The organism is Fulvitalea axinellae (assembly GCF_036492835.1).
GTDB lineage: Bacteria > Bacteroidota > Bacteroidia > Cytophagales > Cyclobacteriaceae > Fulvitalea > Fulvitalea axinellae.
Map to the genome: position 1 here is coordinate 64,529 of NZ_AP025315.1, position 23,379 is coordinate 87,907.

18 protein-coding genes are annotated in these 23,379 nt (G+C 44.9%); 6 read left to right on the forward strand and 12 right to left on the reverse strand.

Translation table 11 applies throughout. The annotated features are described in order from the left end of the window. The first annotated feature begins 144 nt into the window (after positions 1-144). From AABK39_RS19195 to AABK39_RS19205, 3 genes are read left to right on the forward strand one after another with little or no spacing between them, the layout of a single operon-like run. A complete protein-coding gene (locus AABK39_RS19195) occupies positions 145-933 on the forward strand; it encodes a hypothetical protein (RefSeq protein WP_338394927.1) in 789 nt (262 codons plus the stop codon). A 2-nt stretch (positions 934-935) separates the two neighbouring features. Further along, positions 936-2,315: a sulfatase family protein gene (locus tag AABK39_RS19200; RefSeq protein ID WP_338394928.1), complete on the forward strand. Its 1,380-nt coding sequence runs from the start codon at positions 936-938 to the stop codon at positions 2,313-2,315. Between the two features lie 29 nt (positions 2,316-2,344). After that, entirely contained in the window at positions 2,345-3,784 is a 1,440-nt protein-coding gene (locus AABK39_RS19205) for a sulfatase-like hydrolase/transferase (RefSeq protein WP_338394929.1), read from the forward strand. Between the two features lie 58 nt (positions 3,785-3,842). Here AABK39_RS19205 and AABK39_RS19210 read toward each other — a convergent pair whose 3' ends face one another. The 9 genes from AABK39_RS19210 to AABK39_RS19250 all read right to left on the reverse strand — a co-directional run bounded on the left by AABK39_RS19210 (position 3,843) and on the right by AABK39_RS19250 (position 12,132). Next, a complete protein-coding gene (locus AABK39_RS19210; protein ID WP_338394930.1) occupies positions 3,843-4,526 on the reverse strand; it encodes a low molecular weight phosphatase family protein in 684 nt (227 codons plus the stop codon). A gap of 247 nt (positions 4,527-4,773) precedes the next feature. Next, positions 4,774-5,355 (reverse strand): DUF4251 domain-containing protein, encoded by a 582-nt coding sequence (locus AABK39_RS19215; protein ID WP_338394931.1) that lies wholly within the window; start codon positions 5,353-5,355, stop codon positions 4,774-4,776. A gap of 177 nt (positions 5,356-5,532) precedes the next feature. Further along, on the reverse strand, positions 5,533-6,306 hold the full coding sequence (gene argB / locus AABK39_RS19220) for an acetylglutamate kinase (protein WP_338394932.1): 774 nt from the start codon (positions 6,304-6,306) through the stop codon (positions 5,533-5,535). Between the two features lie 18 nt (positions 6,307-6,324). Further along, positions 6,325-7,263: an N-acetylornithine carbamoyltransferase gene (locus AABK39_RS19225; RefSeq protein ID WP_338394933.1), complete on the reverse strand. Its 939-nt coding sequence runs from the start codon at positions 7,261-7,263 to the stop codon at positions 6,325-6,327. A 69-nt stretch (positions 7,264-7,332) separates the two neighbouring features. Further along, a complete protein-coding gene (locus AABK39_RS19230; RefSeq protein ID WP_338394934.1) occupies positions 7,333-8,472 on the reverse strand; it encodes an aspartate aminotransferase family protein in 1,140 nt (379 codons plus the stop codon). Between the two features lie 38 nt (positions 8,473-8,510). Beyond that, complete coding sequence (gene argC, locus AABK39_RS19235; protein ID WP_338394935.1) at positions 8,511-9,485, reverse strand: N-acetyl-gamma-glutamyl-phosphate reductase; 975 nt, start codon at positions 9,483-9,485, stop codon at positions 8,511-8,513. A gap of 93 nt (positions 9,486-9,578) precedes the next feature. Next, on the reverse strand, positions 9,579-10,139 hold the full coding sequence (locus tag AABK39_RS19240; RefSeq protein ID WP_338394936.1) for a GNAT family N-acetyltransferase: 561 nt from the start codon (positions 10,137-10,139) through the stop codon (positions 9,579-9,581). A gap of 520 nt (positions 10,140-10,659) precedes the next feature. Beyond that, complete coding sequence (locus AABK39_RS19245) at positions 10,660-11,418, reverse strand: acyl-CoA desaturase (protein ID WP_338394937.1); 759 nt, start codon at positions 11,416-11,418, stop codon at positions 10,660-10,662. A gap of 135 nt (positions 11,419-11,553) precedes the next feature. Then, positions 11,554-12,132 carry a hypothetical protein gene (locus tag AABK39_RS19250; RefSeq protein WP_338394938.1) on the reverse strand — a complete coding sequence of 193 codons (579 nt, stop codon included), beginning with the start codon at positions 12,130-12,132 and terminating at the stop codon, positions 11,554-11,556. Positions 12,133-12,509: 377 nt separating this feature from the next. Here AABK39_RS19250 and AABK39_RS19255 point away from each other — a divergent pair, with 377 nt between their 5' ends. After that, positions 12,510-14,777, forward strand: coding sequence for a glycoside hydrolase family 95 protein (locus AABK39_RS19255; RefSeq protein WP_338394939.1), 2,268 nt, complete (start codon positions 12,510-12,512; stop codon positions 14,775-14,777). Positions 14,778-14,813: 36 nt separating this feature from the next. On the opposite strand, the gene AABK39_RS19260 is transcribed toward AABK39_RS19255, so the two are convergent. Next, positions 14,814-15,314: a DUF2867 domain-containing protein gene (locus tag AABK39_RS19260; RefSeq protein ID WP_338394940.1), complete on the reverse strand. Its 501-nt coding sequence runs from the start codon at positions 15,312-15,314 to the stop codon at positions 14,814-14,816. Positions 15,315-15,591: 277 nt separating this feature from the next. Here AABK39_RS19260 and AABK39_RS19265 point away from each other — a divergent pair, with 277 nt between their 5' ends. Both AABK39_RS19265 and AABK39_RS19270 read left to right on the forward strand, forming a co-directional pair. After that, positions 15,592-17,028 carry a sulfatase family protein gene (locus AABK39_RS19265; RefSeq protein ID WP_338394941.1) on the forward strand — a complete coding sequence of 479 codons (1,437 nt, stop codon included), beginning with the start codon at positions 15,592-15,594 and terminating at the stop codon, positions 17,026-17,028. A gap of 155 nt (positions 17,029-17,183) precedes the next feature. Beyond that, a complete protein-coding gene (locus AABK39_RS19270; protein WP_338394942.1) occupies positions 17,184-17,900 on the forward strand; it encodes an outer membrane beta-barrel protein in 717 nt (238 codons plus the stop codon). 92 nt (positions 17,901-17,992) lie between these two features. Here the strand turns inward: AABK39_RS19270 and AABK39_RS19275 are convergent, their stop codons facing one another. After that, complete coding sequence (locus tag AABK39_RS19275; RefSeq protein ID WP_338394943.1) at positions 17,993-19,708, reverse strand: SusD/RagB family nutrient-binding outer membrane lipoprotein; 1,716 nt, start codon at positions 19,706-19,708, stop codon at positions 17,993-17,995. A gap of 18 nt (positions 19,709-19,726) precedes the next feature. Continuing rightward, positions 19,727-23,329, reverse strand: coding sequence for a SusC/RagA family TonB-linked outer membrane protein (locus AABK39_RS19280; protein WP_338394944.1), 3,603 nt, complete (start codon positions 23,327-23,329; stop codon positions 19,727-19,729). Positions 23,330-23,379: the final 50 nt, after the last annotated feature.

Below are 23,379 nucleotides of genomic sequence, written 5' to 3' on the forward strand. Positions count from 1 at the left end.
AGACAGCCTCTTTTTAATCATAATTTCGGAGATGAATTGTATAACAAAACACAGATCTGAAAGTATGTGTAACTTTTTGGAGATCAACGCAAGAGATCCACAACCGAGGCTTTTCATCGACTTTTTAAAGACTAAATAAAGGTCATGTCCAAGAAAAAAAGGAATAGGGAAATAGTGGCCGTTCCGCTAAGTCCGCAAGTGTTGGCAGGGCAAGGATTACTCGCTCCCCTGCCAGCGATTCGGAAGGAGGGAGGAAATGCTTGGGAAGCCACTTTCACAGAATGGAGTTGTCATGGATACAAGTTTTTCGGAAACAAAAATGCCGGAGCGATATCCATTAAACGATATAGTACTAAGGATGGAAAATTCCGATTTGAATCGAAAAGGGAAATCCATAATGTCGGAGGCCTTCGGACACGGATAAATATCGACGCCGAATGCGAAGACGGGCTTCTCCCCCAACCTGTAAAATGGAGCTATGACCATAAAGTAACAGGCCCCGATGGCGTGGCGGATCCGCTACTGAGCCTTGGAAAGCGATACGAAGTGCGTTCCGGGAAAATTCGTTCGCAAAGTGTGATTGGAAAGCAACGTCAGCGTCTGTCCAGTCAGGCTTGTGATGAATTGCTGTTGTTTGACGCTGTAAGAAGGTTGCCGAAAACCGATACTCAACATAGGTTTGATCTGCTGGAATCATTCTCAAACCTTAAAACTGGCCATAGTTTCGGTTTTGATTCCAACCGGAAATACACTTTGGCGGACGGCCGAGAGCTTGAATGCTTTGTAGGTCAAGGCCCCGGCACCCTGCCTTACGAGTATTGGACGCATGATGGCGATCCGCTGTTTTACATTTCGTTCCTCAGGGTACTGGTACGCGACGACGACGCTTTTTCGAAAATCGGCAAGGCTTTTAAATTCCCAAAGACTTCGTAACGATGAACAGAAGAGACTTTCTAAAGATATCAGCGGCCGGTTCGGCTGCTTTGGGCACAAGCCCGCTAATAGGCGCTCCTTCTATAGGGAAAAAGAGCAAGCCAAATATCTTGTACATATTTACTGACCAGCAACATATCAATACGATTTCGGCATTTGGAAACAGGTGGCTGAATACGCCTTCACTGGACTTTTTGGCATCAAAATCCACGAGTTTCGAAGAGTCGTATTGTTCCAATCCAGTATGCGGTCCTTGTCGCGGGTCGATATTTACGGGACGTACGCCAAGCTCGGCGGGCGTTTACCGCAACGGCGCCGGAATTCACAAATCGGTTCCGAATATGGGCCAATGGTTCCGGCAGGAGTCGGACTACGAGACTTTCTATATAGGCAAGTGGCATTTGCCTGGTTATTACACCGACAAGATTCCGGGCTTTAAAACCCTGAATACCGGCTGGGGCGGACAAGGAACCATCTCGGACACGGCCAAATCCATGGCGGCCGAGGCGTTTCTGAACAATTATTCGGGAAAAAAGCCCTTCCTCCTTCCCGTGTCGTTTATGCAGCCCCATGATGTTTGCGAATGGCTGAGAATCAATATGAAAGCGCATAGCGAATTGCCGTATACAGTGCCTGAGGATCAACTTCCGGAACTTCCCGAAAACTTCAAAGCCAATATTGGCGAACCCGAACTGTTGAAAAACCGGCGAAGCAAAAACGAGCCGGCCCAAGGCGGTTGGAGCGAAAGGCATTGGCGATATTACCTATGGAGTTATTACCGGCAGGTGGAAATGGTGGATGCCGAAATCGGGCGGATTCTCAACGCTTTATACACTTCCGACAGGTGGAAAGACACGCTGGTAATCTTCAATTCGGATCACGGCGAAGGGCTGGCGCATCATGCGACGGTAAGAAAAAGCACACCTTATGACGAGACATGCAAGATTCCGTTTATGGCCAGCCTCCCCGGCGAAATTCCCGAAGGGAAAGTCAACTCCACCGACTTGGTTTCGTGTCTGGACCTAATGCCTACGCTTTGCGACTTCGCCGGAATCAAGTCTCCCGAGAAGCTTGACGGAGCCAATCTAAGACCTCTTTTGCAAGGAAAAGCGGCGCCGGAACGGGAATTCGTCCCAATCGAAATTGAAGATAATCTGGGGCATGTGATCCGGACCAAGGATTTTAAATACGTCGCTTATAAAGCCGACAGAAACGAGATGCTTTTCGATATGCGAAACGATCCCGGCGAAAAGAAAAACCTAATCTCAGACAGCCGTTATGGAGCCGATATAAGCGCGTTGCGTAAGCTTCACGGACAATGGTTGCGCGACCGTGAGCTGGCGCCAAATGTGCCGGAGGCAAACCGATGGAACGTTAAATAACGGAACTTTTACCAAACCATTTTTAGGGAATGAAAAGAAGGAATTTTATAAAAAACAGCGCTTTGGCCGCCGCCGGAGTCAGTTGCTTACCGAAGTTGGCGCACAGTGCCAGGCGTAAGAAGCCGAATGTCCTTATCATCCACACGGACCAACAGAGCACGTGGACACTTGGGGCTTACGGAGGAAAAGTGGTCCCTACTCCGTATATAGATTCATTGGCCGAGGAAGGTGCCCGGCTTGATAATTTTTTTACGAATTCGGCCGTATGTACCGCCTCACGCGGATGTTTTATCAGTGGCATGTATCCGCACACCAATGGCGCGTACAAAAACGACGAACCTTTAAGGCAAGACATCGAGACATTCGCCCATGTGTTCAAGAAAAACGGTTACGAAACCGGCTACGTGGGCAAATGGCATTTGGACGGGGAACCAAAGCCGGGGTTTGTTCCCAAAGAAAGGTCAGTAGGCTTCGACGATTGCAAATATATGATGAACCGCGGGCACTGGAAGAAAATGGAAGACAAGGCCGACGGTTCCGTCAAGGTTTATCCATATAAGGTGATCGGTGATAAAAAGACGTATACAACGGATTTTGTAACTGAGAAAACGCTTGATTTTATAAAGAAAGACCGTGGTGATAAGCCGTTTATGATGATGCTTTCCATTCCGGATCCGCACGGGCCTTTGTCCGTCCGTGAGCCGTACGCGTCAATGTATAAGCCTAAAGACATGGAACTTCCGAGGACTTTTAACGCTCCGCCTCCGCATTGGATCGATAAAAGCCATCGCTATGGAAAGGACCAAAAAAATCGAGTGAAAAGGCTCAAGTACGAGAAAGCCCAATACTATGGGATGGTAAAGTGTATAGATGATAATGTTGGAAAGATCATCCGAACGCTAAAAGCCAAAGGAATTTACGATAACACTATCTTGGTATTCACGGCCGACCATGGTGAATATATGGGCGAGCACGGTGGCTTGTACGGCAAAAATATGTTTTATGAGACCGCTTACCGAGTTCCTTTTTTAGTTCGTTGGCCTAAGGGAGTAAAACCGGGCACCGTTATCAAACAGCACGTCACGACTGTTGATTTCAAAGCCACCATTGCGGGACTTGCCGGCTTAAACACCAACGGAAACGAGCAAGGGCTTGACGCTTCACGAATGTTGGAAGGGAGAAAGGCAAGCAGGAAAATGGAAAACCGGGCGTATTTCCATCACTCGCACGAAGCCTTTGCCGGCGCCTACGACGATGATTTTTCAGTAGGCTTCTTCCCTGACGGCAACCATCTGCTTTTCGACCGAAAAAGCGATCCGGACCAGATAAACAACTTGGCGAAACACCCGAAATATGCCGGTACGCTCCAAGATCTGTACGGGAAAGTACTCGCCAACAGTCAAAAGATGAATCAGCCATCTGTAAAGTGGCTTACGAAGCTGGACCTAAACAAAGCGAGTCGCGGCTAAACGACCGAAAATCCCCAGCCAATACAGTTGGGGATTTTCTATAATAAGATACGAATGATCAGCCTGTTTTTCCGAGTCCTCTGCCGGTTCTTAGCGCTCTGGTATCGGGAATCAATACTCTTACTTTCGACATCAGCAAATACATCTCCCTCCCTATTTCCCTTATGCATTTATCATACATAATATCCTCTAGCGGAGTGTCGTCATACCGTTGCGGATCCTCGTATTTAAGCAACGAACGATGATCTGTTCCTATGCCGGCCGGGCAAGCCTTATTAGCTTCCTGACAAGTGATAATGGCATAGAAATCCTGCTTGGGATTCGAAGGGTCGTCATAAAGTTTGGAGTATAGCTTGATAGGCGGATAATCCGGAGCGAAAGTCACCAAATACGCCGGTCCTTTGGAACATGTGATTGGGTCCACCTCAAACCCCGCCCTCCTCAATCCGCTGATTACACGGACATTGGGCACTGTGATCACGGTTCCTCCTGAGAAGGTTCGAATCCTTTTTTCGTCAAATCCGAAATGTACGGCTAAGGCCCCCGCCCATACTTGCGCTATATGGCTTCGTCTGGAATTATGGGTACAGATAAAGCTCAGGTTAACGAAATCCCTGATTCTCAAAGTAGACTTAATGCTCTCGGCCAAACGTTCGATCTCCGAGACGCGGTTTGCGGGTACGGCGGCCAACTCCAAGGCCACTTCCGCTATGTATTTGTCCAGTTTGCTAAGTAATTTCATGCGCTAGCGTTGTTTGAGCTGTTTAGGGTAATAACATATCTAAAGCTCAATTTTGCTGCAAACGTCAGTTACGCTTAGATTATTTTTTGGTGAAGCGGGAAAAGTCAGTAGTGAATTAGTATCAGGTCTTAGGTATTTAGTATTAGGTACGATGCTGATGTATTTATATAATATCGCAAAAAAATTAGCCCGACTGGACGCTTCCTGCCGGGCTAATGGATTTCTAGTCGAAATTGATTGGCTTTGACTAAATAATCGGTGTTGCTTTATAAACGTTATGCTCTTCCAAAGGCTTGATTCGCCCTTCCATTTCAATACTGTGACCCCAATTGCCACTAATCCTCACCCTAACATTTTCACTCGTAACCGCCGTAACCGAAACCGAATAAGTACCTATTGGCGACATTACCTGAGTACGGGCGTACATGCTTTTCTTACGGGTTTTCGCTTTATAGTTCTTAGCCTTACCGTCTACGGTTATCCCACCAATGCCATTATAGCCCAAATGGCCAACCTCAGTCCCGATTTGGAAAGTCACGTCCTCACCGTGGATGGCGAAAAAATTAGTTCCCGGGTTAACGGGCAATGTGCCACCATAACGACCGTAAAGCATATCGCATTCAACAATGAAACTACCCGAATCCAACAGGCTTTTCGCCAACTTGATCTGAGCCTCCTGTTCCAGCTTACGCTTTTCTTGGGCTTTTTTCCATTTGAGTTTTTTAATCTCCCTTTTAGAAAGCCCTTCCGTATTCAGAGTATCCAAGCTCTGAGCCGAAGCCCAACTACCCGTCAATACCAACACACATATAATGAATATCCTTTTCATGGGAAGAGTATTTTAATGATAAATCCCCGGGCCTCAAAGGCGTCAGGTTGATTCAAAGACACCTTCATATATGTGAAACGTTGAAATAGAGGCTGAATTATACCTAATAATTTGACCTAAATGAAAAAAGCCACCCATGTAGGCGGCTCTTCACTATAGCAAGAGAATATATGTGTGTTAGGCCAAAATTTCTGTTCCCGAAGGTTCCAACAAGTCGTTAGACGAACGGATAACAACCCTTGAAACCCCTTTTTCCAAAGCTTCGAAAGCATTGTCCAATTTTGGAATCATGCCGTCGGTAATCACTTTTTTGTCTTTATAGGCTGTGTAATTTTCGGGATTTACCAATTCAATTACCGAATCGTCGTCCGACGGATCGCTGAGAACACCTTTTTTCTCGAAGCAATACACAAGATCAACATCACTGACCGACGACATGGCTTTGGCTACCGTGGAAGCGATTGTATCGGCGTTCGTGTTGAGCAGTTGGCCTTCTCCGTCGTGAGTGATTGCGCACATGACGGGGACTACACCTGTCTTGATCGCAGTCGCCAAGAAGGACGTATTCACACCGTCATCCCTAGGATCTCCTACAAAACCGTAATCGACGGTTTTTACGGGGCGCTTATCGGCATGGATAACTCCAGCGTCGGCACCGCTTAGGCCAAGAGCGTTACAACCTAGGCTTTGGAGTTTGGCTACGAGTTTTTTGTTTAATAAGCCAGCGTAAGTCATGGTCACGATATCCAGCGTCTGGGCGTCTGTGATTCTTCGGCCGTCCACCATTTTGGGAGTGATTCCCATCTGTTTGGACAATCCGGAAGCGATTTTACCGCCACCGTGCACCAATATTTTCGCACCTTCAAGCTTAGCGAATTCCGTAAGGAACTTTTCTAATTTTTCGGGATGATCGATGACGTTTCCGCCTATTTTTATGACACTGATTTTCATAATCAAAACTCTAAATCGCTAGTTATTCTCAAGCATTTCCTTCATTACCGATTGGGCTGCGAATATTCTGTTTTCGGCTTGCTTCAATACGATTGAATTGTCTACTACCGAATCACTCGCCACCAAATTTCTGCGCAAAGGAAGGCAATGCATAAACTTGCCGTTGTTGGTCAATGACATTTTTTCCTGTGTCACCGTCCAATCGGCGTTATCGCCCGGGAGCTTTCCGTAGCGGTCATAGCTACTCCAACTTTTGGCGTAGACGAAATCCGCACCGTCCAGAGCTTCCGCCTGCTCGTGAGTCACTTTTACACCCCTGAGGAATTCGGGAGCCGGGTTATACCCTTTCGGATTCGCCAAGGTGATATCCCAACCGAACGCCGCCGCCCATTCCAAAAACGAATTTCCTACGGCTTGCGGCAAAGGCTTGACGTGAGGAGCCCAAGTAACGGCGATTTTCGGACGAACGATTCCTGATTCGTAAATCGTAATCATATCGGCCAATGACTGGAGCGGGTGGCGAATAGCCGACTCAAGGCTAACCACCGGCACAGACGAATGCTGGATGAATTGGTTCAAAATGCGTTCGGCATAGTCTTCCTCACGGTTTTGCAAGCCGGCGAAAGTCCTCACCCCGATGATGTCGCAATAAAGGCTGACTACCCTTACGGCTTCCTTGACGTGCTCGGCTTTGTCACCGTTCATTACCACGCCGTCCTCAAACTCAAGCTTCCAACCGTCTTCGTTGATATCGAAAACCATCACTTCCATTCCCAAGTTCATAGCCGCTTTCTGAGTACTCAGGCGGGTCCTGAGGCTAGGGTTCAGGAAAATAAGGCAAACGGTTTTATTCTTTCCCAAAGCTTTGTGGGCATATGGGCTCGCTTTCAATTCGAGAGCGCTTTCCACCAATTTCTTGGGGTCGGCTACATCATGTACGCTAGTGAACTGTTTCATCTCGTATGTCGGTATTCGGTACTTTGTAAAATCGCCACGGTTTCGGTGCGTGGCAAAAGGCCCGCGGGGTTAGGCGGGACAGGCGCTCAGCTGAAGTTTCAACTGACTGAAGAATGTCCCGATCATCTCGGCGCTAACATTCAACGGAGGCAAGATCCGCAATACGTTAGGGTTTGACGCGTTGCCAGTGAAAATCTTGCTCTCAAGCAGTAAGTTTTTGCGCAGTTGCGCTATCGGGGATTCGAACTCAAAGCCTAGCATAAGGCCTTTTCCCGTAATTTTCTTAATCTCAGGAATGTCTTCCGCAAGATTACGGGCCAACTCTTCCATGACGATGGCATTGTCCATCAGGTTCTCCTTCTCGATAATATCGAGAACGGAAAGCGCCGCGGCGCATGCCAAATGGTTTCCTCCGAAAGTAGTTCCCAAAAGTCCGTAAGAAGCTTCGAAGTCCGGAGAGATCAGGGCTGCTCCCACCGGAAAACCATTGCCCAATCCCTTGGCCACCGTTACGATATCCGGCTTGATTCCGGCCCATTGGTGGGCGAAAAATTTGCCCGTACGGCCAGCTCCGGCCTGTACTTCGTCGGCGATGAGTTTCGCATCGTATTTTGCGCAAAGATTTGAAAGGCCTTGCTGGAACTCGTGGCTGGCTTCGCGGATACCCGCTACGCCTTGCAAAGGTTCGTAGATTACGGCACAAACATCTCCTTTGGCTAGCTCGGCCTCAACAGCTTCCAGGTCATTAAAAGGAACGATACTCACATGGTCCGTAGGGTTGGCCGGCGCCTGGATTTTTGGATTGTCTGTTACGGCAACGGCGAGTGAGGTGCGGCCGTGGAAACCTTTTTCGAAAGCGACAACTTTCTTTTTTCCGGTTGCGAAAGACGCGAGTTTCAAAGCGTTTTCATTCGCTTCGGCACCGCTGCTACACAGGAAAAGACTGTAATCGGCGTATTCCGACACCTCCCCTAGCCTCTCGGCTAATTTGCTTTGTACGGGGTTGATTACCGAATTGGAATAAAACGCGAGTTTTTCCAATTGGCTCTGGATTCCGGCCACATAATCGGGATGGCTATGCCCTACGCTGATTACGGCATGACCGCCGTACAGGTCGAGGTATTTCTGCCCCTGATCATCATAAACATAACAACCTTCGCCTTTGGCGATAGTGACTGGATTAAGCGGATATACGTCGAAAAGATTCATTGTCGCTGTTAGTTTTCAGATTCCGTTTCCGGAAGAAATTAGAATGCGCTTGGTTTGAGTTTCAAGCCCAAAGTTTCTTCAAGGCCAAACATAAGGTTCATGTTATGCAGGGCTTGGCCGGAGGCTCCTTTCAAGAGGTTGTCAATCACGGCCGTAACGTGTAGCGTTCCGTCATAGACTTTAACATTGATAAGGCATTTGTTAGTGTTCACGGCCTGCTTGAGCGCCACGTCTTTTTCGGATACGATAGTGAACGGATGTCCTTCGTAAAATTCCGAGTACAGTTTGTGGGCTTCTTCGGTTGTGCCGTCAAACTCAGTGTAGGCGCTGATAAAGATTCCGCGAGAGAAGTTGCCGCGAACGGGAACGAAATGCAGTTTGTTTTCGAACTCGCCGGCAGTTTGCCATGAGCGAACGATCTCGTCTACGTGCTGGTGGCCAAATGCCTTATATACAGACACGTTATTGTCGCGCCAGCTGAAATGCGTGGTTCCTGTCGGGCGTTGTCCAGCTCCGGTAGAGCCTGTCACGCCATGTACGTGAACGTTGGAGCCCAACTTTCCAGCTTTGGCCAAAGGCAACATCGACAACTGGATTCCTGTGGCGAAACACCCCGGGTTGGCGATATATTTTGCCGAACGAACGGCATCTTTGTTCAATTCGGGAAGGCCGTAGATAAACTCGTCGTTTTTCCAGGCACAAGTATCGGCCAAGCGGAAATCGTGGCTGAGGTCGATTACGTTGGTGTTGGCTCCCAAGTCGGTAGTTTCCATAAACTCTCTCGACTTTCCGTGTCCCATACACAAGAACACCACATCGCAGTCTTTGGAAAGATCAGCGTCAAAACAAAGATCAGTTTCCCCTTCCAAGTCAGTGTGGATGTCCGAGATCTTTTTCCCTTTTTGGCTATTACTCTGCGCCGAAACCAACTCGGTTTCCGGATGATTGATAAGCAACCGCAACAGCTCTCCGGCCGTGTAGCCGGCTGCGCCCGCTATTCCCACCTTGATCATTACCTTAAGTCTTTAGGAATGTCACGGGAAAGCTAAGCGAAAGCCACCCGCAACGCTGTGAATATTTTATTTCAGAAACAGTAATGGTTTCTGTTATTGCTTGTTCTCGTCGTTTTCCGGCCTGTAGACCATCCCCGTGCAGAGGCAGTATTTTCGATCGGTACGTTGAAGAATATCGAAGTTTCTACAACTTCCGCATCCTTGCCAAAAAGCTTTGTCTGAGGTCAGTTCGGAAAACGTAACGGGGCGGTAACCCAACTCCGAATTGATTCTCATCACCTGGGCACTTGTCGTTATACCGAAAATCGAGGCTTGCGGATAAAGCTCCCTAGACAATCGAAAAATGCGTTTCTTAATCTTTTTCGCCACTCCTTGTCCCCTAAAGGCTGGATTTACGATAAGCCCGGAATTCACGACATAACGGCCGTGTTCCCAAGTCTCTATATAGCAGAATCCGGCCACTTCTGACCCACTAAAAGCGATAACGGCCTTTCCGTCACTGATTTTCGTCCGGATATAGTCAACGGACCGCTTGGCGATTCCCGTACCGCGCTGTTTTGCGGAAGCCTCGATCATTTCGCATATTTCATCAGCGAAACGCTCATGCGTTACTTCCGTAACTTCTACTTTTATGTCTACAATAGTCGTTGTCATATACTGCGCGATGTTTGTCTATCGCTGTTTCATGATCAAAAGTAGGCAAGTCATCTAGATATGAGAATTAATCAGAATAAAAAAATAGAAATTTAATTAAACGTTATTATATAAACTTTATGTTTGTTTTAATACTATTTAGATAAATAAAAAACGCTTCGAGGAACGAAGCGTTTAGAGTTCACAATTTATTAGTGGCTGAGTTCCTGCTAAGACTTACAGCCACATTTATTCATAACCTGACAGAATCAATTTTGGTACGCAATCTATTATTGCGATCGCCCTTTTTATTGGGCTACTTTCAAACGGAAAACAATTTTACAAATGTATAATGAATAAACAAACATATATGCATTGTATTTCAAATACTATTTTACCTTTGTAAGGTTCTGGCTTAAAAAATAAAATAATTTGGCTTGAAAAATATTGTACCAGTTCAGACCATATCTATCATATTTCAATAAAAAAGTGACACTTTCACAAATGTCACTCTTTGTATTACCAATATGGTCAATTAACGTTACGCCGCGATCTTCCTACTTTCCGACGAACGTTTGCCTTTCATTGTAATTACCCCAACTTTATCAAGCAACAATATTATCAGGTACGTAAAATCCACTTCGTGCCAACGCTCCCCGAAGTTAGCTTTGCCTCCATTATGGTGATGGTTATTGTGATAAGACTCTCCCATCATCAAAAAGTCGAAGGGAAGAAAGTTTTTCGAGGTGTCGTTTACCTTATGGTTGACGTATCCATACTTGTGCGCGAACCAGTTGATAATCGCACCGTGGATTGGCGACATCAGGAAGTGGATCGGCAACAGGAGAAACATCCACCATTCTGTAGCAAATGCGATATAAAACAACCCGTATGCGGTTCCCCAAGCCAAACGTGAAGCCATATGACTGGCGAATTTGTCAAACGCATCCCAACGCGGAACGCCTTTTTTAAACTTTGCGTCTACTGGGTATCGGTCTCTGGTTACTGCCGAATAAATTGTCTTCGTTTTCCACATCATCTTAAACAGCGTCTCGTCATACTTTGGAGAGTGCGGGTCTTGAGGAGTGTCGGCAAACGCATGGTGCAAGCGGTGCATTACACCATAGCCGTAAGCGCTCAAGTAATTTGAACCCTGAAAGATATATGTAAGGATAAAGAAGAGTTTCTCCATTCTTTCCGACATACGGAAAGCCCCGTGCGCAGCGTAACGGTGGAGAAAGAAGGTTTGAAAGAAGAGCGAGGTATACCAATGCCCTACAAAAAACGCTAAAATAATCATCTTTACGGTCAGTTTGATTGTTAGTCTTATTTCATAAGACAATGGCAATCCCTTTCCGTGACAGAATTCGGTATTATTTTATTGGAAAACACTACAAAAGTATACTCCGAAGAGGTTTTTAGGTCACCTTGTATTTTAGAGGTCGTTACTTATAAGCTTTTCCAGATTGATTCTTTCAGGCGCCCCAACCGGCAAAGGAGAAGCCGTCGCATATACGTAAGTGTCTCCTTCTCTGGTAAAAGTCATTACGTCAAGGTTTAACGCCAGCCTTCTCCTTCTTTTCGTAAAATATTGGACAAGGTTCAGCTTAACGGTATATCGGCCTTCTTGCGGAGATTTGATTACGAACACGGTTATATCATTTGGATCGTACCTTCTTCTGCCTTTGCTCATGCTTTTGGTTAATCCAGAATAATATCCGTTTAGCAACTCGCGCAGATCGCCTTGCCCAAAATTGGAAATGCTATCCAATTTAAATGCGAAAGCGTAAGAGAAGAAATCATCTGAATATGTTTTGAACATTCCGGGCGAAAACCTCAGTTCTTCGTATCCATTGTAATCAAGTTCGGGAGCGAAATCGATCGGAAATGCGATTCTTTCATATCTCCATTCCGAAGGCCCCGGGAGCAACACGGCCTCGTCGGTTATGTCTTGGCTAAACGCATTTAAACAAAACGTAATCGGTAATATTAAAGTAGCTAGGTATTTGAGCATGATTCCTGATTGATGGGAAAGATTAAATATAAATAAAATACTGGATTCGTTAATCGATTAATACTTTAAAGAGGGCGCAAACAGACTCCTTATCCCCTCAAAAAGCAAATAAACACCCTGAATCACAGCGCTTTTCTACTGTTTTGGTTCATTTACCCTTATTTGTCTTCGCAGTTTTTTAACCGAATCGACTACTCAGCTAAATTGTTTTAATTAAATCTTTAAATACATAACTGATACAGCCGACTCGCATTCATGCCTATGTTTGTCAGGCAGTTTGGGAGAATCACAACCAAACTATCACCAAACTCTAAAACCAATTTTCAAAACTGCAAATGCGAACAGGAACAACAATCTTAACGTGTGCAATCACTCTTTTGAGCATAATCGCAAACGGAAAACCGACCGACAGCCTAACGTTATGGTACAAAAAGCCCGCAAAGAATTGGAACGAGGCTTTGCCCGTAGGTAACGGCTCGTTGGGCGCCATGATTTTCGGAGGGACAAAAACCGAACGGATCCAACTGAACGAGGAAACATATTGGTCGCGCGATGGCGATTATTTCGATAAACCCGGCGCCGGAAGATATCTCAAAAAAATCAGACAACTGATCTTTGAGGGAAAACACGCCGAAGCCGAGAAACTCGCCCAACAAAAATTTATGGCTAAACGATTGGAAACGGGAACAAACTGTTACCAAACTCTAGGAGACTTATTCATCGAATATGCGGACCGGAAACATGTTTACGGATATACGAGATCGCTTGACCTTCAAGGGGCCATTGCCGAAGTGGAGTATATTGCGGACAAAGTAAGGTTCAGGGAGGAATTGATCAGTTCCAACCCCGACCAGGTTATCGCTTTCAGAATCACGGCATCCAAGCCGGGAGCGCTCTCCGCCACTTTTAAACTTGACCGGACGCAGACCAACCCCGAAATTGCTGTTGAAGGCCAAGATATCACAATGAAAGAGATGGCTGGAAAGACTCGTGGAGTTACGGCCCACACTCGCCTACGGATTTTGCCGACAGGCGGAAAATTGACTAAGGATGGAAATGGCCTAAAAGTTACAGGTGCCGACGCTTGCTTAGTCATTCTGGCATCGGCTACGGATTTCAATAATGAAAACCCTGAATCCGTTGTGAAAGAACGCGTTGACAATGCTTCAAAAAAGAGTTTCGAAGATATTCTTTCCGCACATCAGGCCGACTATTCCCGTTATTTCGATCGTCTGTCTATCAACTTGGGAAATTCCCAACACCGGTTCTTCCCTACCGACCAGCGACTGGAAGCCGTAAAAAAAGGAGGTTCCGACCCGGGCCTTCTGGAATTGATGTACCAATACGGACGTTATCTTCTTATCAGTTCCTCAAGGGAAAATACGATGCCGGCTAACCTCCAAGGCATTTGGGCCGACGGCATCCGCACACCGTGGAATTCCGATTATCATATCAATATCAACCTGCAGATGAATTATTGGGTGGCGGAAAACGCCAATTTGCCAGAGCTTCACCTGCCACTTTTCGAATATATCGGAAACCTTAGGGAAAGCGGTCGCAAAACGGCTAAAAACCTTTACGGATGCCGAGGTTTTACGGCGCATCACGCTTCGGATATTTGGGCGTACACCACCGCTTACGGCAAGCCGTCTTATGCGCTTTGGCCGATGGGGGTAGCCTGGATTTCAAGGCATCTGTGGGAGCATTACGAATTTACTCAAGACGAAAAGTTTCTGCGGGAAACCGCCTATCCTATTCTGCGAGAAGCTTCTTTGTTTTGCTACGATTATCTGACCAAACATCCGAAAACCGGGAAATGGGTTTCGGGTCCGTCCACATCTCCCGAAAACACTTTTTTTGATTCGGAAGGAAAACGGGCAAGTATAAACATGGGGTCCTCGATGGATCAGCAGATCATTAACGATTTGTTTTCCAATTGTATAAAAGCCTCTGAAATTCTGGGAATCGATAAAGGTTATCGTAAAAAGCTGATTGCCAAAAAGAAAAACCTCGCTTCACCGGAAATCGGATCGGACGGAAGGATTAAGGAATGGAGCGAAGAGTTTAAGGAAGTGAACAAAGGCCACCGGCATATGTCGCACCTATACGGGCTTTATCCGGCGGAGCAATTCTCTTGGCAGAAAACACCAGAGTTTATGAAAGCCGCCGAGAAAGTTATCCAAACCAGATTGCAGAATGGTGGCGGGCACACAGGCTGGAGTCGCGCTTGGATGATCAACTTCTACGCCCGCCTCCGCAGTGGCGACGACGCCGGCTTTAATGTTTACGCGTTGCTTCGCAAATCGACATTACCGAATCTTTTCGACAACCACCCCCCATTCCAAATCGACGGTAATTTCGGATTTACGGCCGGCGTTACCGAAATGCTAGTACAGTCGCACGCTGGGCAGATTGTTCTTCTCCCCGCCCTGCCAAAGGATTGGGAGACGGGTGAAATTTCGGGTGTAAAGGCCCGTGGCGCTTTTGAGATTAATATGAAATGGGATGAGGGCAAGGTAAAAGAGGCCTCGGTTAAATCCCTTAAAGGGAATGACTGCTCGATTTCGATTAACGGAAAGGTTTACGATTTTAAAACCGAAGCCGGAAAGACATATAATCTGGAAACAATCGCAGGACAGATCTAAATTTTTATCCATTTTAAAAGAAATAAGGATATCCTTTTAGGGGGTATCCTTATTCCTTTTCTCAGCGTTTTTAATCATACTTTTTACCACCATTCGATGAAACGGGCCAATAGAGAACATATACATTTTTCCCATCGCATTATTGAACTCGACTAATGTGGTGACTTTAATATTGAAATCGGGCTCATCTGTTTTCAGAATACTGGCCCTAAATTTCAAATGCTTGTCGTCTTCGCCAACGATAATCTCATTTTCGGCAATTCGGAAAATCTTAAAAAATCCGATATAGCCCCCTTCCGAAAATTCTTGGCTATAATCGTCAGGCGTTACTGATTTTAATCCGAACAGTTTGCCTACCGCTATCCGAAAACGGAACAAACCTTGGACCCATGCCGGCGGTTTTTTTCCGAAGATCAGCTTTGCGATTTCCTCTAGGGAATCTTGGTGATTTGTGGTTGAAAAAGTATCTGAAAAATCAACTCTGGATAGTGCGTTTCGGATCCCTTCGCTATCTGGCACTCTTTCTTCTTTCACCATTATCGTGTGTATTTTGATTTATAAGAAAGGTACGACCTAATACCGAAAAAAGAAGATCAGAAAGGATTTTCGTAATGTAAGGTTCGGGAGTTATATAGCCGAAAACATTCTATTAGGCAAAATGTGCGGGGGAATATCGTTATTGGAACAATTTAACCCGAAATGTTTGCAAAGTGGATTAATATTCGAAAACATAAATGCTAGAGCAAACAAGACTTTTGAGCTATTTTGCAAAACGTTACCCAATAGGGTTTCATTTTTTCAAAACTGAGTAATTATGGAAATCAAGGGAATCCTGAAAAGGAGTTTTTGTTATGCTTCGGCTATGTTGGCCGGGGCGGTCACAGCTTATGCCCAGACAAGCGGCAAGCCGAATATCATCCACATTATGGCCGATGACGTCGGGTATGACGATATCGGAATTTTCGGGGCAAAAGACATCAAAACCCCTAATATCGACGCTCTCGCAAAAAAGGGGAAAGTATTTACGAATTTTTATGCTCCGCACGGCACTTGTACGCCCACCAGAGCGGCTGTTTTGACCGGACGATACGCTCCGCGCGTTAATGACCGTCAGGGTTTGCAAGTGCTTTTCCCTACGGCCAATACCGGACTTGATCCCAAGGAAATAACGGTAACTGAATTGCTCCAAAAGGAAGGCTACGCCACCGCACTTTACGGGAAATGGCATCTGGGGCATTTACCACAATATCTACCGACCTCTCAAGGTTTTGATTTATTCTTGGGAATACCGTATCCGAACGACCACGGACCGGAACGTAACGCAGGACAAGGCCTGAAAGAATTTCCTCCAATTCCGCTAATCAGAGGGAAGGAGCCGATAATGGCTTGCGATAACAATGATTTGGGAGAGCTTCCGCAGAAATTCCAAAGGGAAGCTTGCCGATTTATCCGTGACAAAGCGAAAACAGGACAGCCATTTTACCTTCAATATTCAAATATAGAGACCCATACCCCGTGGTATGTTCCGAAAGGGTTTGAAGGCAGAAGCCAGGCCGGCCCTTACGGAGACGCCGTGGAATTTTTGGACGGAACAGTCGGCGCAATTATGCGGACCGTTCGCCAAATGGGGATTGAAGACAATACCTTAATCGTGTTCAGTTCGGATAACGGCCCGTTAGTAAAAAGATATCCAGAATTGGAACAGTGTTACGGAACAGCGGCTTCTGTTGACACTTCAAGAAAGCATATCCTTCGGGGCGGGAAATACCAGTCCCGATATGATGGCGGAACCAGAGTGGCCTGCGTGATGGTTTGGCCGGGCAAGATCCCAGAAAATACCGTTTCCGACGAAGTAATCGCCGGATTCGACTTTTTCACAACCTTTGCCAAAATGGGTGGAGCGGAAATTCCGAATGACCGTATTATCGACGGACGTGATATCCGTCCTTTGATGAAGGGAGAACAAGGAGCTAAATCCCCTCACGAAGTATTCTTCGGCTACGAGGCTAAGGGACGTTTGATGTCAGTTAGAAAAGGCAATTGGAAATTGGCTATCCCGAATCACGGGTCGTACGGAATCGGGCGTTTGAAGGAATACCAACTCTTTAATATCAAAGAGGATATCGGAGAAAAGAATAACGTCATCGAGAATCACCCAAAAATAGTCAAAGAACTTAAACGCTTGGCCAAAGAAGCCAACAAGGCGATCAAGGAAGACAAACCTATGCCATTGAGCGTTCAGGCAATGTAATTCCAACTATTTATAAAAAGTGGATAGGCTCTCGCCTATTCACTTTTTCTTTCCTATTTACCGAAATTTTTCGGTTTAGCCTTTTCCATGATTTTGGGGCTTGAAACTTGATACGAATTAGCCGATAAAGTTTCAGCATTATTACTCCGAAAAATATGAAAAGGCTTCTAGTCATTATCTTTTTGGCGATTTCTTTCCTATTCGTTTCCCATTCGAAGTCATACGGACAGATTGCCTATCTAGTCTTAATTTTTGGAGACAAACTCGCTAACGAAAATTTTTATTTTACAGCGGTAGGAGGCTTTTCCGTTAACTTTCCAGGAGATTACATGAATTCCTCGCCGGGTGTAGGCGTTAATTTTGGTTTTATCGCGAATATCAGAATCAACCAGAAACTTTTCTTCGCACCAGAATTTGTACCGTTTTCATTATACCGGATAAACCATGTTGAGAGAATCAATACGGGGAACCCTGACATCGACCCGCTTTTCAAAAGTGCGACATCGATAAAACGTGCCTACCAATTCGAATTACCGGTGACTTTAAGATATCAGATGACTGATCATTTCGCAGTATCGGGTGGCCCGTATATCGGCTTTTGGACATCGGTCAAAAATAAATACACGGATAAAATCGACGATGACAAAATTGAGTACACCCAAGACGTAGGCGATAACTTCGAAACCCTTGATTTCGGTTTTGTAGCGGACGTGTCCTTCTCCCTTACGAAGAAAGTATGGAAAGGGCCGTTTCTTCGGCTACGTTATAAACAAGGACTACGGGATATGTATAAGCCCTCCGGGGAGATTTATTCTTCGACGCTAACACTTCAGTTGGCTTTGCCTTTTGTGGAAACGGCTAAGTGCCCTTAGTTACTTTTATAGATCAACTTATCTTGTTATTTCAAAAAAATAGAGGTTGCCCACAAAGTAGACAACCTCAAAAGAATACTTAGTCGATTTGATTATAAACTTGAACCTGCGCCTAAGACTGGATTATTTTTATCCCACCATAATCTTTCGGTGTTGAACCTAGAGGGGTCGTTAGACTCAATACTAAACCCTTGTTCATTCATTGTTTTTTTCCAGTTATCACGATTAAACTCCCCCGGATCACCGTAACCGAATCTACGCGGAATGTCGGTAATCTCACCACCAGAGTTCATGAATGGTTCCCAAGCAAGAATTGTCGAACCTTTTTTAGGGAAACCTGTCCTACGGCACAGAGCATAAGCTTCCGCCGGTAAACGAAAGAAGTTGACGTATGCTTGAAGCACTACTTTCTCATAGTCTTCAGTTGAGTTTCCTGAAAGTTTGACATTAGGTTTTTCAAGATAATCGGTAACCATGTCATCCGTAAGGGCTACATAGTCATATGACTTGGCCTTTTCAGCCCACATATTGTAGGTTCTAAGTGAAGCCTCAACACCCTTATTATACCAATCCTTATAATCTCCACCAACGTACCCTTTCAATGAGAACTCGGACATGGTGAAGCAAACCTCAGCGTATGAGAACAATACGTCAATATACAGGCCGTCATTATCATCGCGACGTGGCGCAAAAAACGCTCTATTGATATGCGAAATCTGATTATAATTATTGTCACCTAACTTTACACTAGTAAAATACGCTTTCTTAGTGTCATCATCTTGAGCCTTTTTCGGACTAGACGGGGCTCCCTGATAACGATAAAGAGGATCATTATCATAGTCAAGAACTGACGGGATATCGTCTTCTTTATTCGCATCCTTAAAAGCTTTTATTACAGCCTCTGAATATTGATTTTTCTCGAAGAAAAATACCAATCTAGGGTCGTTATTGGCTTTCAAGAAATCTACGAACTTCTCACTGCCTGAAGGCGATCCCCAAAAATCACCCGCTCGTCCACCGTAGTCAGTCGAAGGGGACCAAACAAACTGATCATCTTCGGACGCAAAAAGCCCTACGCTGTCATTAGTAATTTCAGCCAATATCGTTTTGGCTTTTTCGAGGTCGCTATTTACAAGCCTTGAAGCTATACGTAACTTAATTGCGTTGGCAAGTTTTATCCATTTCGTCCAATCGCTCTTGTAAATGAAGTCGGCATTTCCATACCCTAAGTATGTCCCGTCTTTTTTCAACGATACAATCGCATTATTGAGCTCGGTAACCCAGGTACTGTAAAGAGTCTCTTGGTTATCATATACAGGTGAGAAATTCTTATCATACCGCCCCTGCATAGCCTCAACATAAGGAATTGCTCCATACATATCAGTCACTCGTAATCCGTGGTAAGCCTGCACGATATAGGTTACAGCCACCATTTTCTCCCTCTTCATTTTTTCCTCTTCACTCATTTGACTGATCTGGCGACGGATTTCGAAGAGGTTAGGCATAACCCCACTATAGAATGTTCCCATTCGGCCACCCAACGGCCCTAGAGTATTGATCTCAATTGAGTTCCCCCCTCTTGGTGTTACCATTTGGGTCCAAGGCATGATTTTCTGGTAGTTATCGTAAAACCACTCTGTATACTTATAGTCTCCGAGTTGAAACGCGGAATGAGTGAACATATACGACAGCTCTGGCTTTGTAACAACATTTGGGTCAGTGTTCACGTCACCAAAATCGTCTGTGCAAGCACCAAGAGCTCCTGACAGTGAGGCGAATAACGCCAATTTATATATTATTCGTTTCATTTTTTGCTCTTTCTTTAATTACAAACCTAGACCGATCGTAAAACCGTAGTTTCTCACATAAGGAGTCGCACCATATTCAAAAGCATCTGCAGCGCGAGAGCTAGCGTTAGCTTCTGGGTTAATGTTATCAGGCAGTGAGTTATAAAGGAACCCGAGGTTTCTACCATATAGCGACAGCCTAACATCCCTTAAATGGAATTTCTTTGTGATTTCTCTAGGTACAGAGTAAGACACAACGATCTCGCGAAGAGCTACATAAGAAGCTTCGTTAACAAATTCTTCCACAATACCACGTGACCAAGAACCTGGGAAATAGTTAAGAGCGGAAACGTGAATCGGCTCAATAACGCCGTCCTTATACGCTTGCTCTACTGTCATTCCGCTTACATCAACATCATTGATTGTAGTACCTTCATCAAATACCATCCCTTTCGGAACAACTCCATCCTCGTATTCTTTCCCATTCGAGCTAGTCCATACTATACCACCATGCTCACGGTCACGATTTGCAAGAGAGCTCTCGAAAAGTCCGTTTTGCATACCATAACGCTGAGTGAATGAATAGATATCTCCTCCCATCTTCACATCAAGGAATACCCTCATAGACAACCCTTTGTAAGAGAATGTATTGGTCACACCTCCATACCAGTCTGTCATGATATTACCAACAGTCTTACGTTCACCGTTTCTTACAGGATATGGAGATCTAGCTCCACCATGCCATTTTACAACAATGTTTCCGTTAGCGTCGCGCTTATAAGCCGCGTCAGTCATCAGGTCACCGTAGTTACCTCCAACAATTGCATAAGAACCAATTCTATCACCGTAAGTGGCGTTACCATGCAATCCTTTTTCAGTGATTCCAAGGTCTTCATCCAAGTCAACAATTTCGTTTCTCAAACGGGTGTAATTCATGTCAATCTCCCATTTGAAATCTCCGATTTTAAGAGGAGTCGCATTGATTGCCAATTCGATACCTTGGTTTTGGATATTACCGGCGTTAAAAACCATACTTCCTACACCAGAGTAGCTAGGTACTCCAAGACCCAGAATCTGATCGTAAGTATTCTTTTTGAACCAAGTGAAATCTATTCCTAAGCGGTTATCGAGGAATCTCAAATCCGCTCCAACTTCAAACGCTTTCGATCTTTCTGGTTTAAAATCGCTTGCATAAACCTTATTTGACTTATACGAATATCGAGGTCCAACACCTTCCAAATCACCAGTCTTTTTGTATCCATCACTCAACAAATAAGCACTGGTACCGTTACCGACTTCCGCATATGAAGCTCTCAACTTACCGAATGTGACAAAAGATGGCAATTCAAAAGATTCTGAGAATGCCCAAGCCAAGCTAGTAGATGGATAAAAGAAGCTGTAGTTACCGCTTCCGTCAGGGTAGGCCATAGTAGAGTTCCAGTCATTACGACCTGTAACTGTAAGGAAAAGCATGTTTTTCCAAGCGATATCGCCAAAGAAGTATGCGGAGATCAGTTTTCTTGTGGATTCTTGCCCCCCGCCTGTTTTTGGGTTATTCTTACTGTTTGAGATCGTATAGTTTCCGGGCACGATCAAGCCACCGTCTGTCTGTGCTCTGGAATTTCGACCTGATGTTTCCCAAGTTTCCCCACCGACAGAGAAGGCAACATTCCAGTCTTCATTGAAGTCCTTGTTGAAATTCAGTGTCGTTTTACCGAAAAGTTGTTCTCGCCTTCTATTTTCAACTTTATAAAAGCCACCAGAATTGTTGATGCCTGAACCAAGATTCTTCTCTTCATACGTCGTATAAAGGTTATTAATATAACCTTCGGCGGCCCAGTTTAACCAATCCGTGATTGTGTATTGGAGTCCTACCTTCAAACGTAATGTCTCTTCTGTTCTTTCTCTATTTTCCTCAAAGAGTTTCCAATAAAGGCTTCCACCCGGCCCTTTACTAATATCTCCATTATTCCCGTTTGGCAAACCACCATGAGGGGCTTTGTAATCATCTTTCCATTTATTCGGATCATAATCACGAGGGAACACATCATAGATGAAGGACCTCTGAAGGCTTCTTTGAGGAGGGTTCTTAGCTATCGATTTTGTATAGTTGGCCAATACATCTGTAGACAGTCTTTCGCTGATCTTTTTGTTCAAAGAGATCTGTAATGAGTTTCTTTCGAAATCATTTCCAGGATCAACACCCTTTTGGAACATATTTGAATAACTGGCTCTGTAGCTAAGGTCATTATTATCGCTTCCTCCGCTCAGAGAAACACTTGTATTATGGGTTCGTCCTATCTCGTAAATATCTTTAAAGTTATCTGGTTGAGGGCTGTAAGTACCCCAAGAGCCATCATATTCACGAATTTTCTGACCTTCCATCTTAGGGCCCCAACTAGGTGCTCCCGTATCACGGATTGGCTCACCGTCAGAATTTGTCAAAAATTGCCTTGTATCTCTGCCATCTTCGTGTCCGCTATATCCAGCGATAAAACCTCCTCCATACTCATTTTGAAAATCCGGTCCATCATAGACTTCAGTGAATCCAGAAGAATGTTTTACATCTAAACCAATACCATTACGCTTTTTACCCTTTTTGGAAGTGATAATAACAACACCTTCCAAAGCGCGAGAACCATAAAGCGCGGCGGCGGCGGCACCTTTCAAGACCGTTACAGACTCAAATTCATCCGGGTTAAGGTTTTTCAAATCGTTACCCCAGTCAGAAACACCCCATTGATCACCACCACTTGTTCCATTTTCGATTATAATTCCATCGACGACAAACATTGGCTGAGTGTTCTGATTCAAAGTCGAATTACCGCGAATAGTAATACGAGTACCGCCAAAAGAACCGCCGGCACCTTGGGTAATCTGTACACCCGCTACTTTACCTTGAAGACCATCAACTGGGTTAACAACCTGAACATCAGATATTGAGCTTCCTTTGAGTTCTGTTACAGAGTAACCAACTTTTTTCTTTTCTTTCTTCACTCCAAAAGCTGTCACAACAACGTCTTCCAATTGTTCCATTGAAGGGGACATTGTAAGCTCAATATTGGTACGCCCATTAACGTTTACCTCCAAAGGTTCAAAACCAATGGAAGTAAACGTAAGAGTTGCATCTTTATCAACTATAATGAGGAAATTACCTGAAAAATCTGTGATCGTTCCGTTTGAAGTTTCGCCCTTTTCGATAACGTTAACCCCAATTAGCCCTTCACCAGTTTCAGCGTCCTTCACAATACCGCTAACTCTGATTTTCTGCTCTTGAACTTGTTTCTCAGTGCTTTTAGCTTCGCCAAAGATAATAATCTGCTTACCATCAATTTTGAAACTCAGCCCTGTATTCTTTAGTGCTGACTTAAGGGCTTTTTCCAACGACATGTCGCCACGAAGCGTGATTTTTCCTGCTTTCTCCAAATCCGCATTACGGAAAAAGATCTTCATATCGCTTTTCTTAGCGATACCTCTTAGGGCTTTCTCTAACGCTACATTCTCATATTCGAGATCTACGGCTTGAACCGATGTTCCCGCAAAAGAGACTATACTAGTCCCTAAAAGGAGCGTGAGAAAAAAAGGCAATAAAATGCCACCCTTTCGTATACCTACGAAAGGTTTTTTGAGTAAAAATTTCATAATATTGTAAAGGTTTTGAGATTATGAGAATTTGAATTCTCTAAAAAACT

What these genes read in the sequence shown, in the direction of transcription:
- AABK39_RS19250 (WP_338394938.1), bottom strand. Translation starts at nt 12,132, where the DNA reads ATGCTCAAATACCTAGCTACTTTAATATTACCGATTACGTTTTGTTTA.
- argC (WP_338394935.1), bottom strand. Translation starts at nt 9,485, where the DNA reads ATGATCAAGGTGGGAATAGCGGGCGCAGCCGGCTACACGGCCGGAGAG.
- AABK39_RS19225 (WP_338394933.1), bottom strand. Translation starts at nt 7,263, where the DNA reads ATGAAACAGTTCACTAGCGTACATGATGTAGCCGACCCCAAGAAATTG.
- AABK39_RS19230 (WP_338394934.1), bottom strand. Translation starts at nt 8,472, where the DNA reads ATGAATCTTTTCGACGTATATCCGCTTAATCCAGTCACTATCGCCAAA.
- AABK39_RS19200 (WP_338394928.1), top strand. Translation starts at nt 936, where the DNA reads ATGAACAGAAGAGACTTTCTAAAGATATCAGCGGCCGGTTCGGCTGCT.
- AABK39_RS19280 (WP_338394944.1), bottom strand. Translation starts at nt 23,329, where the DNA reads ATGAAATTTTTACTCAAAAAACCTTTCGTAGGTATACGAAAGGGTGGC.
- AABK39_RS19205 (WP_338394929.1), top strand. Translation starts at nt 2,345, where the DNA reads ATGAAAAGAAGGAATTTTATAAAAAACAGCGCTTTGGCCGCCGCCGGA.
- AABK39_RS19265 (WP_338394941.1), top strand. Translation starts at nt 15,592, where the DNA reads ATGGAAATCAAGGGAATCCTGAAAAGGAGTTTTTGTTATGCTTCGGCT.
- AABK39_RS19260 (WP_338394940.1), bottom strand. Translation starts at nt 15,314, where the DNA reads ATGGTGAAAGAAGAAAGAGTGCCAGATAGCGAAGGGATCCGAAACGCA.
- argB (WP_338394932.1), bottom strand. Translation starts at nt 6,306, where the DNA reads ATGAAAATCAGTGTCATAAAAATAGGCGGAAACGTCATCGATCATCCC.
- AABK39_RS19270 (WP_338394942.1), top strand. Translation starts at nt 17,184, where the DNA reads ATGAAAAGGCTTCTAGTCATTATCTTTTTGGCGATTTCTTTCCTATTC.
- AABK39_RS19275 (WP_338394943.1), bottom strand. Translation starts at nt 19,708, where the DNA reads ATGAAACGAATAATATATAAATTGGCGTTATTCGCCTCACTGTCAGGA.
- AABK39_RS19245 (WP_338394937.1), bottom strand. Translation starts at nt 11,418, where the DNA reads ATGATTATTTTAGCGTTTTTTGTAGGGCATTGGTATACCTCGCTCTTC.
- AABK39_RS19195 (WP_338394927.1), top strand. Translation starts at nt 145, where the DNA reads ATGTCCAAGAAAAAAAGGAATAGGGAAATAGTGGCCGTTCCGCTAAGT.
- AABK39_RS19215 (WP_338394931.1), bottom strand. Translation starts at nt 5,355, where the DNA reads ATGAAAAGGATATTCATTATATGTGTGTTGGTATTGACGGGTAGTTGG.
- AABK39_RS19240 (WP_338394936.1), bottom strand. Translation starts at nt 10,139, where the DNA reads ATGACAACGACTATTGTAGACATAAAAGTAGAAGTTACGGAAGTAACG.
- AABK39_RS19210 (WP_338394930.1), bottom strand. Translation starts at nt 4,526, where the DNA reads ATGAAATTACTTAGCAAACTGGACAAATACATAGCGGAAGTGGCCTTG.